The 14095-nt window shown below is 57.6% G+C and carries 10 protein-coding genes and 1 tRNA gene; 1 reads left to right on the top strand and 10 read right to left on the bottom strand.

The window, feature by feature from the left end; genetic code table 11:
* Positions 1–46: 46 nt before the first annotated feature.
* The 4 genes from K7A42_RS17200 to K7A42_RS17185 form a co-directional block, all read right to left on the bottom strand.
* On the bottom strand, positions 47–493 hold the full coding sequence (locus K7A42_RS17200) for a DUF6641 family protein (RefSeq protein WP_282455601.1): 447 nt from the start codon (positions 491–493) through the stop codon (positions 47–49).
* Positions 494–583: 90 nt separating this feature from the next.
* Positions 584–1639 (bottom strand): helix-turn-helix domain-containing protein, encoded by a 1056-nt coding sequence (locus tag K7A42_RS17195; protein ID WP_282455600.1) that lies wholly within the window; start codon positions 1637–1639, stop codon positions 584–586.
* Between the two features lie 4 nt (positions 1640–1643).
* On the bottom strand, positions 1644–2285 hold the full coding sequence (locus K7A42_RS17190) for a hypothetical protein (RefSeq protein WP_282455599.1): 642 nt from the start codon (positions 2283–2285) through the stop codon (positions 1644–1646).
* 115 nt (positions 2286–2400) lie between these two features.
* Entirely contained in the window at positions 2401–4098 is a 1698-nt protein-coding gene (locus tag K7A42_RS17185; protein WP_282455631.1) for a flagellin, read from the bottom strand.
* Positions 4099–4317: 219 nt separating this feature from the next.
* Between K7A42_RS17185 and K7A42_RS17180 the strand changes: the two genes are divergently transcribed.
* Positions 4318–5952, top strand: coding sequence for a recombinase family protein (locus K7A42_RS17180; protein WP_282455598.1), 1635 nt, complete (start codon positions 4318–4320; stop codon positions 5950–5952).
* Positions 5953–5962: 10 nt separating this feature from the next.
* On the opposite strand, the gene K7A42_RS17175 is transcribed toward K7A42_RS17180, so the two are convergent.
* The 6 genes from K7A42_RS17175 to K7A42_RS17150 form a co-directional block, all read right to left on the bottom strand.
* Entirely contained in the window at positions 5963–7207 is a 1245-nt protein-coding gene (locus K7A42_RS17175) for a tyrosine-type recombinase/integrase (RefSeq protein ID WP_282455597.1), read from the bottom strand.
* A gap of 264 nt (positions 7208–7471) precedes the next feature.
* A tRNA-Phe gene (locus tag K7A42_RS17170) sits at positions 7472–7547 on the bottom strand.
* 283 nt (positions 7548–7830) lie between these two features.
* Entirely contained in the window at positions 7831–8262 is a 432-nt protein-coding gene (locus K7A42_RS17165; protein WP_045532852.1) for a hypothetical protein, read from the bottom strand.
* Between the two features lie 155 nt (positions 8263–8417).
* On the bottom strand, positions 8418–10634 hold the full coding sequence (locus K7A42_RS17160; RefSeq protein ID WP_282455596.1) for a 3-hydroxyacyl-CoA dehydrogenase NAD-binding domain-containing protein: 2217 nt from the start codon (positions 10632–10634) through the stop codon (positions 8418–8420).
* Between the two features lie 138 nt (positions 10635–10772).
* On the bottom strand, positions 10773–11981 hold the full coding sequence (locus tag K7A42_RS17155; protein WP_035206766.1) for an acetyl-CoA C-acetyltransferase: 1209 nt from the start codon (positions 11979–11981) through the stop codon (positions 10773–10775).
* 36 nt (positions 11982–12017) lie between these two features.
* Positions 12018–13814 carry an acyl-CoA dehydrogenase C-terminal domain-containing protein gene (locus K7A42_RS17150; RefSeq protein ID WP_072493959.1) on the bottom strand — a complete coding sequence of 599 codons (1797 nt, stop codon included), beginning with the start codon at positions 13812–13814 and terminating at the stop codon, positions 12018–12020.
* Positions 13815–14095: the final 281 nt, after the last annotated feature.

The following is a 14095-nucleotide window of genomic DNA, read 5'->3' as shown; positions in this document are numbered from 1 at the left end:
ATGATCCCATGGCCTTCGGATGCATCTCCCGCGAAATGTGCGCAGTTTATTTCGGCTTGCGCAACATCTGGCCGCGCTCGGCGGCGGCAGCAGCCAACTGTGCGTCAAGCTCACCAGCACGCACTGCCTCGACCAGCGTATCGATGACCTTCGGCAGTGCCGAAAGCTCCCCGGCCTCGATGGCGTTCTTGTCCTTGGCGAATTCGATGGGCTTGCCGGCATAGCGGATCGCGAAGAATACCTTGCCGTTGCCATCGGTGAACCAGCCCTGACGCACGCGCTTGGGAGCTTCGACCTCGACACGAACACCTTCAGCATTCTTCTTGCGCACGATATGCGTCGGCGTGAACGCCTGCCCGGCGATCTTCGCCTCGGCCATCTGCTTCTGCTCGGCCAGCGCCGCAATCATCTTTTCCCGTGCCCGCTGCACCGGATCGACGGTCGCGCGAACCGGGACCGCGGAGGTAAGCTTGAGAGCCTTGAGGTGAGACATGCTGTGATCCTTTCCGAAACCGTTGAACGCGCTTCCCGGATACAGCCGTCTGCCAAAAGGGCGAGCGAAGAGTTCGCGAACGGCGCGTGGTTAAAGTAAGCGCAATCGCTCCTTGCTCTCGTTTCGCAACGGCGGTGATGGATCAACAGTTAGGCCGAACAACAAATCCTCAATTTCCTCTGGCGGTATGAAAAGATCACGCGCGATATGATTTTTCGATACGCCTTGTTTCCAGAGATCCTTGAGCACCATCTCCCATACAGCAGACTTTTCATGGGGTAAGCCATCTGGCTCAGTTGAACGATAGCGGCGATTGATTTGTACGTACTGCCACTCTGTCAACCGCCCCAACTTGTTGAGCCGATAAGCAAGAGCAACCGCTGCAACACCCCAACGCTTCTTAGCCTTTATTATCTGTTCGACACTGCTCACGTAGGGAATATGAGACACCAGATCGTCATGAGGCATGAGAAAGGCTGACGCAAAGGCGTTCGCCTCATTTTCAGCCTCACGCCCCTGTGGGCCTCCATGCTTATGCATTACGAGGTGTCCAAGTTCATGGGCCGCGTCAAAACGGCTTCGTTCTGCCGATTTGAATGTGTTCAAGAACACGAAGGCCTCGTTGTCCCGCCAGCAGGAAAACGCATCAACTTTTTTTGTTTCTTCAGCGAGCGAAAAAACCCTGATGCCTTTCGTCTCAAGCAACTTGATCATATTGCTGATTGGCTTTTCACCGATCGCCCAGTGCTGCCTTAGAAGACGTGCAGCTTTACTGGGGTCTCGCTCATGGCTGAGATCGATGAGATCAATGGGCGGCAAATCGTATCTTTGCTTAACCCATTCCAGTACGGCAAACGCCAACACACCTGCCGAAAGCGCAGCATCCCGCTCCCTCGCACTCATTGACGTCAGGCTCCGAAAACTGGCAGCCTGAACATCAATAGGGTTCACGTCATCGAGAAAGAAGAAATCACGAGGGTATTTCAAGGCCCTCGCTAACGCATCTACGGTGCTGTCGTCAGGAGTTTGCTGAGCATTGACAATACGAGACAAGGTGACAGGCGCGATGCTAGCCAACTCTGCCAACGCCTTCGCTGTCACTCGCCTTCTCTGTCTAGCAAGTTCCAACCTTGTAAAATTGAACATTTTCCTACTTGCGGCGGACTACGGGTTCGAACTCAGTACCGTCCGGTTCAATGTCTCCCTTCACGCGAACATTTTCCCATTCACCCTTGCGGATGATGAAAATACGTTCTTCAAACTGCCGGAAGTTTCCGTTCGAAACCCCAGCAGCCTTTGAAAGTTCTGCACGCACATCTTCACCATTGACGGACACGCAGAAAAACCAAACACCGGACGGGGGAGCCGTTACAGGCTGGAACGTCACCGCGTCAAGCTCGCCGTCTGCGAAAAGGCTCCCCTGAGCCTGATCAATCGCCCGCTCTGCCCCGCTGCCTTTCCCGGAAATTGCCTGCGGAACATGTTTTTCGTCGCACGCCACGTCGACGCTTTGATAGATTACCTTGAGGTTGCGCTCAAAGTGCCGAACCGCTTCGATGTTCTCCTTGCGCTCATGCCGCCAGCCTTTGGAGCGAAAAAGCGCGCGAGCATTGCGGGTGCCATGAATGTAGGCAAACAAACCAGCGGCGGTTATCGGATCATCATCGACGGCGTCTGCTCGAGCACCAACAACTTCCCTGACGACATTGATCAACTCTTCGCGGGTTACATCAAATGCCGAAAGGCGCGTGTTGATTTCAATTTCGTTGACGTAAAGATGGGTAGCGACCATGTGAGCCTCGATAATTTTTTCGACCTCATTTGTGCTCGAAAAAATTATCGCCGTCAATAGATAATCAGGGGGATGCAAGGATTTTGAGATAATCCGCAATGAGCGCATGTGGTGATCATCGGAATAATGTCATCATATTTTCGGCATTGCTATTCGCGATCTGCAAGGATTGGATGGCAAGCTGCTCCTGCGTTTGCAGTGCCTTGAGCCGGGTTGAGGCTTCGTCCATGTTGGCATCGACCAGACGGCCAATACCCTTTTCGACGCTATCGATAAGGGTCTGCGCAAAATCCTGCTGCATGTCGATCCGCGTCTTGACCGCGCCGAGCGTTGATGCGCCGGAAATGACCTTTTGCAGCATCGTATCGACGCCGGAAAGGTAGTTGTCGAGGTCATTGACGGGATCGGTGATATCCACGTCGAGAATATCGAAATCCGGCGCAGGGCCGATGTTGTCGGCGACGTTCCCGATCTGGATGAATGCCCGCCGACCGGCATCGGGATAAAGGGTCTTGTCGATATCGAAGACGATGGATGAACCGTTCGCCGTCACGTCGAGCCCCTTGCCGACAAGCGCGTAATTGAGCAGCGTTGCCATATCGGCAGCGGAACCGATTTTCCCGTCGGACGTGCCGAGCGCCGTATCTACCATGTCCCGCGTGACAGTAATAGTTGTGGTCGGATCGCTACCCACCTGAATGTCGAAGCTGAATTCGACATCGCGGTAGACCGTGAAGGGTGAGGTGAAGCCGAAGCTCCATTGCGGGTAATCGTCGGCAAGTTCCGATGTTGCGCCATTTTCCAGTCCAGCCCCGAAACTTCCCGATCCGAAGTTTGATGTCACCCCGGAAATCTCGATGCTGGAATTGGGTGAACCGGTCGCTTCGACACTCTGGATGCGCACGCCGTTGAAACGCAAGATGATCCGCGCCACATCGTTGACCGTGCCGAAGGCGTATCGCAGCACGTCGGCAAACTCAGCGTCGTTGGAAACGGTTCCGTCTGATTTCGAGAGAGCGGAATTGATCGTGTTTGCGTCGATGGAGATGGTGTAACCGTTGTTGCCATCCACCAACAGATCGAAACTGATGGTGTCGGTTCCCGACAACGTGAAAGCACCGGTAAAGTCGAAGTCCTGAAAGCCAGGATCGCCATAGGTGGTGGCATTGCTGCCCCTGAACCCGCCGATATCCCCGAGCGAACGAATATCTTTTTGAAGCGAACCACCACCGCCCACATTAAATAGGCTGATGTCGGCGAGATCGATATCCGTTGTACCAACACGCACGGAGCCATCGGCCGATCGGATGAAAGACGACGTGATGCTCGTTGGCAGCGACGACAACTCCCACAGGTCTTCCGGTGCGTCCGTGTTGAGCCAGTTGACCCCATTGAAGCTGGCCGATGTAGCGATGGAGACGAATTGCCCCTTGAACTGGTCAAGCTCCTTTTGAATTTTCGACTTGTCCACGCCGGTCTCTTTTGCCGCGACAAGCTTTGCACGGAACTCGCTGAGAACGTCTATAGTACTGTCGAGACCCGCATAGGCGACATCGGCCTTCGCCGCACCCAACCCAAGCGCATCGGCTACGGCAGACACTGCCATATTGTCGGAGCGCATCGTCGTGGAGATCGACCAGTATGCGGCATTGTCGGAAGCCGTTTGCACGCGAAGCCCCGAACTCACCTGCCGCTGCGTGTCGGCCATGTTTGAGCCGATCATCCGCAGCGTTTGCAGAGCTGCCATCGCGGAACCATTCGTCAGGATGCTGGTCAATGTCGGCCTCGGACCTGTCGTGTCCGCAAGCCGCACCAGCGTCCCAGCAAATACCTTTGCGCTCGGCAAAAATTAACGCCTTGTTAACTGTAAAGATCGCAGTAATCTCAATGAATCCAGCGGTGATTTGCGCCGCGCTTTTGCAACTCACGCCCGCAAGCCACAGCCTTACGCTGCTACAACCGTTTGCACCCGGCATCCCCCGCTCGAACCTCAACGCCTCTGGTGTTAGCGGTCGCAAGCGAAGGAGACGCCATGCAGGAGCATTCCCCAAGCAATCATTTATCGGGTCCGGTTCGGGCTTATTCTTATGTGCGTATGAGCACCCACAAGCAGCTTCGCGGTGATAGCTTACGTCGGCAGCTTGAGCGGTCGAAAGCCTTTGCAGACGAACACTCTCTGCTTCTGGACGACAGCCTGCGCGACATCGGCATCAGCGCGTGGAAGGGCAAGAACTTTAAGACCGGTGCACTCGGTCGATTTCTGTCCATGGTAGAAAGTGGTGAGATCCCCAAGGGCAGCTATCTGCTAATCGAAAGTCTAGACCGGCTATCGCGGGAGGCAGTACCGGATGCGCTGACGCTGTTCATGGCGATCATTAATGCGGGCATTACGATTGCGACACTTGGCGACGACCGGCAGATTTACAGCCGCGATATCCTCAACGGGGATTGGACCAAACTCATCATCGGGCTTGCGGTGATGTCGCGAGGCCATGAGGAAAGCCAGACGAAGAGCGAACGTGTTAGAGCCGCCAACAGAAAGAAGCGCGAGAATGCCCGCGAAGGCAAAGGCCAGATCACGGGACTGACGCCCGCATGGATAGATGCCGAGCGTATCGGCGCCAACCGCTACACGTTCACGCTGAACCATCACGCCGAGACGGTAAGGGCCATCTACGAGATGGCGGCTCGTGGCCTCGGCGTGACGGTGATTGCGCGCAGGCTCAATGCGGACGGCGTTCCAGCCTTCAAAAGCAAGGACGGCTGGTATCAGAGCATCATCAAGGCACTTCTTATTCGGCGCGATGTCATCGGCATATTTCAGCCACACCGCATGGAGGACGGCAGGCGAGTGCCAGATGGCGATGCAATTGAGAACTATTTCCCCGCGGCCATCGACAAGGATTTGTTCGTGCGCGTGCAGGCGATCCGAAATAATTCGGCCAGACCGGGACGTAAAGGCGATATCTTCGCCAATCTTTTCACCGGGCTTTGCCATTGCTCCCATTGCGGCGGACCGATGACGATGAAGCTCAGCCGCGTGAAAGGTAACGAGAACGGGCGCTATCTCGTGTGCAGCAACTATGTACGCGGCCATCGCTGCACCGAAGGCAATCGGCATTTCCGATACGAACCGTTCGAGACTGCAATTCTCGATCACGTCCACGAACTCAACCTTGCCGAAGCCATAGCAACGACAATGACGAATGAGGCCATCACCGGCATCAACGAAACCATCGCGGCGCTGACGCTGCAACTTGACGAGCTGCGCCGGAAGGAGCAACGGCTTGCGATGGCGCTGGAAGATGACAATCAGCCAATGGACAGCATTATCGATCTGTTACGGCAAAGACAGCAGGAACGGCAGGCAATCGAAGCCGAGCTTCAGTACCAACAGCAGGAACGACACCGGCTTACAGTTCGGCATAATGATCCTGCACAGACCTGCGATCGCATCGGCCAACTGCGAACCGCGTGGGAGCAAGCCGACGAAGCAACTCGCTATGGCCTACGCTCGGAAGCTCATGCCGCGATAAGGGAACTTATCACGGAAATCAGCTTCGATAGCGGCAGCCATTCGGCAATCGTCATCGTCGCGAATGGAATATCCGCGTACAGGCTTCAAGATGGCCTGATTAATGGGCGGTTCCATGCTTTCGCGGCGTAACTATTGGCACTTACCATTCCTTGTGATCCGGCCTCAACTGATCCTTGCGCCGCTCGGTGCTGACCTGACCATAGTGCTTATCGATCATCGCAATGGAAGTGCGGGTGTTCCGTGCGATATCGTAGACATCGACGCCGCGAGCAATCATCTCTGAGATGTAATAGTGCCGCAATGAATAGGTGGTCCGGGCAACGCCGCGAAAGTCAGTCTGTAAGTTGCAAACCTTCAGCAACTCTGCAAATCCTTTCTTGAAGCTCTGTATGCGCTCGCCACTCTGATCGGAGAAGACCGGATCGGCATCATTCGGTTCTCGCCCGACTTCACGCTCGAAAGCGTCCCACAGCGTATGAAGCCATGGGATGACTGAGAGTTGTGGCACAACAGCACCATGTTTGCCTTTGCCTTGAACCTGAAAGCGAACGTCTTGATCTTCAAGCTTTGCTTTGCGTGCAGCGCGAAAGCCGACGACGTGGCCCCAATCAAGATTTTTAAGCTCTGTGGGTCGCATTCCCGCACCGGACGCGATTTCAATATGCGCATGGAGTTTCAGCCTGTCGGAAATGACGTGCATGTTCTGGCGGAACTGCCGCCACACCCTGCCGTCTTTCCCGCGGATCACTTTTCCCTGCCCGCTATGGTCAGGATAGATGCGTTGCAGACTTGTGCTGATGAGGGTTTCGAATTCCTCCGGCGTGAAGCTCGGTCGGCTGTTATCGACGCGCTTGCGAACCTTGACGTCAGGAATATCGAGCTTGCCGCAATAACCCCACTTTACAGCTTGCTGAAACAGAGCCCGCACAATGGTTAGCTCACCCCGCTGACGGCTGATCGAAGGTACTTCATGGCGTGCTGAGCGGCGCAGGATTTTGTCCTTGCGCTCATAGCGAATGAATTCGATATCCTTGCCAGGACCAGTGACCCAATAATTGCGCCGCCATTCCATATAGCGTTCAATATCCGGCTCGCGGATCGTGTCGATGGGCTTGTTGCCGAAAAAGCCGACAAGGTAACGACGAATGACAGGTGGCCAATCGCGCGGGTGGTATTCGCTGCGGTCGTTGCGTTCGCTTTCCGCAATCACGAGCTTGATAAATTCCTCGGCCACTTCCCCGAAGGGGCGAACGACAGCGGTGAAGCCATTCTTCACCCGGTAGTTTGCCTCGCTCCATATCTGGTAGGCTCGATGATGCGCCTCGTCGTAGTTGTCGGTTTCGAGGCTTTTCCTGACCTGCTTGCCACCAGCGGAAAACCGCACCGACCATATGGAGCCGCCGGGACGCTGAAAGAGGGTAAAGGGCTGTGTGGGCTGCTTCGCACGCTGTAACATGATGCTCTCCGAAATCAGTTACGTTGCTAGCACGCCTGCGTTAAAGCTGCGCTAACCTGCAACCGTAGCGGACACGGCGGGCCTTGAGGGAAAAGAGCAATTTTGCGGGCTGTGCTAGACATGCGCTAGCGTATTTCCAACACAAGCGGGATCAAAGAGCTTTCCAAAAACTTAGCATTTTCAGCAAGTTAATGGTGCCCGGAGGCGGATTTGAACCACCGACACGCGGATTTTCAATCCGCTGCTCTACCAACTGAGCTATCCGGGCACTTCAGGTCCTTGAAGAACCTTCGCTTTTCGCGGTCGGGGTCGTTTGCGCCCCGAAAGTGAGCGGGGTTATAACATCTTGTTCGAACATGGCAAGCGCCCTTCCGAAGTTTTTTGACAGTTTTTTCACGGCGCCTGTGGATGGCTGGAAAGAGCGCAGGGCGAAGGCCGGTTCACGCAGGAAAACTCATTGTGTGGCCCCCTGATGCCAGAGCGCATTTGCCCGCGTCATGTTTGCGAGGGACCTATCCCGGCCGGTGGCGGGCGCAGCATGGCAGGTGGGGCTATGCCCCTTCGCGGCGCCGTGCTGCGAAACCAAGCGCGAAAGGCACCACGGCTACCAGCGCCGCCATGACGGGCGAAGACGCAAAGATGCGGCTTGCAAGCGAGGTGACGGCTACGGAGCGCACGACCGTCATCAGGCGGGAGTTCTCGCGGTCGCGCTCATGGTGGGGCTGTGCGGGCCTGTGGCGGGACATCTCGGCCGCCTCAAGCCGCTTGACATCGCGCCGGATCTTTTCGACCTGTTGGCGAAGCTCGTCCAGTTCGGCACGCAGCGCCGGGTCGATGGTATTGGCGGCAGGTGTCCTCCTGGCTGCGGTTTTTTCCACCGTCTCTTCGGCAGCTACAGCTTCCGCCTCTTCGTCCAGTTCGGCCAACTCGTCGTCCAGGTCTGATGGCTTATCGAAACCGTGGGATCGCAGTGGTGCTTTCATCGCTGTCTCCTGAGGCGTGCTGAATTGCGGCGGCGGGCGCTTTTGCCCGGTCAGACTTTTCAACGCCTCAGCCCAGCAAAGGATGCATGGAAAGCGGGTAGACAGGCATAATAAAACAGGCCCCGAAGGGCCTGTTCAATCATCTCGCTGGAGCCTCAGGCCGCCTTCGCGGCGCTGGCATAGGGATCGAAGCGACCGTAGAAGGTCTCGCCCTTGGCGGCCATATCCTTCAGCAGCGGCGTTGGCTGGAAGCGCGGTCCGTATGTCTCGCTGAGCTTTTCGGCGAGCGCCACGAAGCTCTTCACGCCCATGCCGTCAATGTAGGACAGCGCGCCTCCGGTATAGGGCGCGAAGCCGAAACCGAGGATGGAACCGACATCCGCCTCACGCGGATCGGTGACGATGCCTTCTTCCACCGTGCGGGCGGCTTCCAGCGCCACGGTGACGAGGAAGCGCTGCTTCAGCACCTCCATATCCACGTCTTCAGGCTTCTGCTGCGGATAGAGGTCCTTCAGGCCAGGCCAGAGGGACTTCTTGGCGGGCTTTGGCGGGTAGTCGTAAAAGCCCTTGGCGTTCTTACGGCCAAAGCGGCCCTCGCCTTCCACCAGCTTCTTCACCAACTCCATATGGCGCGGATCGACCGCCTTTTCGCCGAGATCGGCGACGGTGGCTTTCAGGATCTTGTAGGAAAGATCGATGGCCACTTCGTCGTTCAACGCCAGCGGGCCCACCGGCATGCCGGCGAATTTCGCGGCATTTTCGATCATTGCGGGCGGCACGCCTTCGATCAGCATGTCGTAGCTTTCGGCCATGTAACGCAGCACGCAGCGATTGACGAAGAAGCCGCGCGTATCGTTGACGACGATCGGGGTCTTCTTGATCTTGGCCACATAATCCAGCGCGACGGCAAGCGCCTTATCGCCGGTTTCCTTGCCCAATATAACTTCCGTCAGCATCATCTTCTCGACCGGCGAGAAGAAGTGGATGCCGATGAAATCGGTCGGACGCCTGGAGTTCTTTGCCAGCCCCGTGATTGGCAAGGTGGACGTGTTGGAGGCAAAGATTGCGCCTTCGGGCAAAACGGCTTCCACGGCTTCGATGACGGCTTTCTTCACGTCGCGGTCTTCAAAGACGGCCTCGATAACGAGATCGACATCAGACAATGCAGTGTAATCCGCCGTGGGAGTGACGAGATCAAGCAAGGCCTTGCCTTCATCCTGCGTCAGCCTACCCTTGCCGATGGCGGCCTTGACGCTTTCCTCGCAATGGCCCTTGCCCTTGTCTGCGGCTTCCTGATCGCGATCCACCAGCGTGACGGGAATACCCGCTGCGGCGGTGACGTAAGCGACCGCCGCCCCCATGAAGCCCGCGCCGACGACGCCAACCTTTTTGAACTCCGTCTTCGGCTGGCCGGCCGGACGGCGCGCGCCCTTGCCCAGCTCCTGCATGGAAATGAACAGCGAGCGGATCATGCCGAAGGCTTCCTTCGAGCGAAGGATTTCGGTGAAATAACGCTGCTCCACCTTCAGCGCCGTATCGAAAGGCAATTGCAGCCCTTCATAAACGCATTTGAGGATGGCGAGTGCGGCCGGATAGTTGCCGGCGCTTTCGCGGCGCAGGATCGCCGGAGCGGCGGGCCACAGCTGGGCAGCCGCAGGCGTCCAGATGCCGCCGCCGGGGGCCTTGAAGCCCTTCTCATCCCAGGGTGCTACCGGCTTCAGGCCGTCCTTGATCATCTGCTTTGCAGTTGCGACCAGCTGATCCGGCTCGACTACCTGGTGCACCAGCCCCATGGCCTTGGCGCGTGCGCCGGTCAGCGACTGGCCTGTCGTCATCATCTGCAAGGCAGATTGTGCATCGGTCAGGCGCGAGACGCGCTGGGTGCCGCCAGCGCCCGGGAAGATGCCGACCTTGACTTCCGGCAGTGCGATCTTGAGGTTCTTGGCGCTGGAGGCCACGCGGCCGTGGCAGGCGAGTGACAGTTCGAAAGCGCCCCCCATGCAGGTGCCGTTGATGGCGGAGACCCAGGGCTTGCCGTTGGTCTCGATCTTGCGGAACAGGCCGGTCATGCGGCCCACCAGCTCGAACAGCTTTGCTGCCGCCTGATCCGGGTTCTTCGTCTTCTCGTCATTGTAGAAGGAGAACATCGACTTGATCATCGACAGATCGGCGCCGCCGGAAAAGGTACTTTTGCCCGACGTGAAGACGACGCCCTTGACGGCGCTATCGGCGACGGTGGCGTCGAGAATGGCGTTCAGCTCGTCCATCACCTCTGACGTGAAGACGTTCATGGACTTTTCCGGCATGTCCCAGGTGACGAGGGCAATGCCGTCTGCGTCCGTCTCGATGGTGAAATTGGTGTAAGTGCTCATTTGGGATTCCTCTTCCCTGAATCGTAATGGCCGCTTCGCTTTCCTCGTCATCCTCGGGCTTGACCCGAGGATCCAAGCACCAGGGATAGATCCTCGGGTCAAGCCCGAGGATGACGGAAGCGGGCCGTAGCCGCTGCCTTAAACCCGCTCGATGACGGTTGCTGTACCCATGCCTGCACCGATGCAAAGCGTGACGAGCGCGGTGTTCAGATCGCGCCGTTCCAGCTCATCCAGCACCGTCCCGAGGATCATCGCGCCGGTTGCACCCAGCGGATGACCCATGGCGATTGCGCCGCCATTGACGTTCATCCGGTCGTGATCAATGTCGAAAGCCTGCATGTAGCGCAGGACCACGGCGGCGAAGGCTTCGTTGAGTTCGAAGAGATCGATATCGGCAAGCGACATGCCGGTCTTTTTCAGCAGCTTTTCGGTTACGTCAACCGGGCCGGTCAGCATCAGCGCCGGGTCGGAGCCGATATTGGCGAAAGCCTTGATACGGGCACGCGGCTTCACGCCCATTGCCTCGCCGCCCGCTTTCGAACCAACTAGCACGGCGGCAGCACCATCAACGATGCCGGATGAGTTGCCGGCGTGATGTACGTAGTTAATCCGCTCCACTTCCGGATGCGCCATGATGCCGACAGCTTCGAAGCCGCCCATTTCACCAGGCATCTGGAAGGACGGGTTGAGCGAGGCCAGCGCCTGCATGTCCGTGCCGGGGCGCATGTGCTCGTCGCGATCAAGGATCGTCAGGCCGTTCTGGTCTTTCACCGGAATGACCGATTTGTTGAAATAGCCCTTTTCCCAGGCTTGCGCGGCGCGCTTCTGGCTTTCGACGGCATAGGCGTCGACATCGTCCCGGGAGAAGCCGTATTTCGTGGCGATCAGATCGGCCGACACGCCCTGCGGCATGAAGAAGGCCGGAAAGTTGACCGAGGGGTCCATGTACCAGGCGCCGCCCGACATGCCCATACCGACGCGCGACATGCTTTCCACGCCGCCGGCGATGACGATATCGTCAGACCCGGCCTTCACCTTGCCGGCCGCGAAGTTGATGGCGTCCAGACCCGAGGCGCAGAAGCGCGAGATCTGCATGCCCGGCGCCTTGTTGGAATAACCGGCCTCGAAGGCGGCGGCTTTCGGGATCACCGCACCGGCATCCATGACAGGATCGACGCAGCCCATGATGATGTCATCGACAGCAGAGGTATCAAGCCCGTTGCGGTCGCGGATGGCTTCCAGCGTCTTGGCGGCAAGGCGAACGGATGGCACCTCATGCAGGCTGCCATCCTTCTTGCCGCGTCCGCGCGGGGTGCGGACATGGTCGTAGATAAATACGTCGGTCATAACTCTCTCCCTGTGGCGTCAGAAACGCCAGATGTCTCAGAATGCTTCCGCGGCCAGTTCCATCATGGTGTCCGCACCGGTTTCGATGCGGGCCTTGCGCAGCGCCGTTTCCGGCATGATGCGCTCCATGTAAAACTTCGCCGTGACAAGCTTGGTCTTGAGGTAATCCTCATCCGAGGCGCTGCCTGCCGCAAGCGCTTCGCTGGCGGCTTTCGCCATGCGCGCCTGCATGTAACCCAGCACCACGATGCCGAAGAGATGCATGTAGTCGGTCGAGCCGGCACCGGCATTGTCGGGCTTTGCCATGGCGTTCTGCATGAACCACATGGTTGCGGCCTGAAGATCGTTCAAGCCCTTCTTCAAACCCTTGGTGTAGAGGCTGAGCTTTTCATCGCCGCGGTTTTCCTCGCAGAAATCGCCGATTTCCTTGAACAGCGCCATGACGGCGCGGCCGCCATTCATGCCGAGCTTGCGGCCGACCAGATCGAGCGCCTGGATACCGTTCGCACCCTCATAGATCATGGTGATGCGCGCATCGCGGACATATTGGCTCATACCATGTTCTTCGATGTAGCCATGACCGCCAAACACCTGCTGCGCCATCACGGCGTGGTCGAAGCCCTTGTCAGTCAGAACACCCTTGAGGATCGGCGTGACGAGACCGAGCAGGTCGTCTGCCGCCTGCCGCTCCTTCTCATCGGTCGAGCGGTGGGCGATGTCCGATTGCAGCGCTGTCCACAAAAGGAAAGCGCGGCCAGCCTCGTTATAGGCCTTGATGGTCATCAGCGTGCGGCGGATATCCGGGTGCACGATGATCGGATCGGCCTTCTTGTCCGGGAACTTGGCACCGGACAGAGAGCGACCCTGAATGCGCTCACGGGCATATTCCACCGCATTCTGATAGGCGATTTCGCCCACGGAAAGCCCCTGCAGGCCGACGCCGAGGCGCGCCTCGTTCATCATCACGAACATGGCCGAAAGGCCCTTGTTTTCCGCACCGAGCAGATAACCCGTCGCATCATCGTAATTCATGACGCAGGTGGCGTTGCCGTGAATACCCATCTTGTGCTCGATCGCACCACAGGTGACGCCGTTGCGCTCACCGGGCGTGCCGTCTTGGCTGACCAGGAATTTCGGCACGATGAAAAGCGAAATACCCTTCGTGCCTTCAGGTGCGCCCTCGATGCGGGCGAGCACCAGATGGACGATATTATCGGTCATGGAATGTTCACCAGCCGAGATGAAGATCTTCTGGCCGGAAATCTTGTAAGTGCCATCTCCCTGCGGCACCGCCTTGGTGCGCAGGAGACCGAGATCGGTGCCGCAATGGGGTTCGGTGAGGTTCATGGTGCCGGACCAGGTACCTTCAACCATATTCGGCAGATAGGTTTGCTTCTGTTCCTGCGTGCCATGCACGAGGATGGCGGCAATAGCGCCCTGTGTCAGGCCGGGATACATCATCAAGGACAGGTTGGCGGAAGACATATATTCGCCGATCGCCGCATGCAGCGTATAGGGCAGGCCCTGCCCGCCAAATTCCTGGGGAACGGCAAGGCCGATCCAGCCGCCTTCGCAATAGGCGTCATAGGCTTCCTTGAAACCATCGGGCACGGAGACAGAACCGTCATCGGCGCGCTTGCAACCCTGCTGGTCCCCGGAAAGATTGAGTGGGAAAAGCCGTTCCTCGGCAAGCTTTGCCGCTTCGCCGGTGATTGCCTCGATCATGTCGGGCGTCGCATCCTCGAAGCCGGGCAGGTTGTTATACCGCTCCAGGCCGAGAACGTCATTCAGGATAAAAAGCGTGTCCTTAACTGGGGCCTTGTAAACAGGCATTACCGATGTTCCTCCGCATCGTGGGCGCCGGAGATAATCCGGCCGATATGACGTGACAATATTTGACGTGCGCGTAAACGTCAAATAAATTCCATGGGGTTATCGCTATCCCTTTTTGCGTAATTGGCCTCCGCACCACCGCGGAGCTCGGCCTGCACCGCAAAAGTTAAAAAATTCCGACCTTGGTTAACCACTTCTTTACCACGTTTCGTGAATTCTCCCGATGGAGGTAACTGCTTCGTTCATCGGCGCATTTTCCTCCACGGGGGCAAATACCGGCT

Source organism: Agrobacterium sp. InxBP2 (assembly GCF_026191755.1).
Classification (GTDB): domain Bacteria; phylum Pseudomonadota; class Alphaproteobacteria; order Rhizobiales; family Rhizobiaceae; genus Agrobacterium; species Agrobacterium pusense.
Note: the sequence above shows the minus strand (reverse complement) of the source record. Positions and strands in the feature narration are given on the sequence as shown.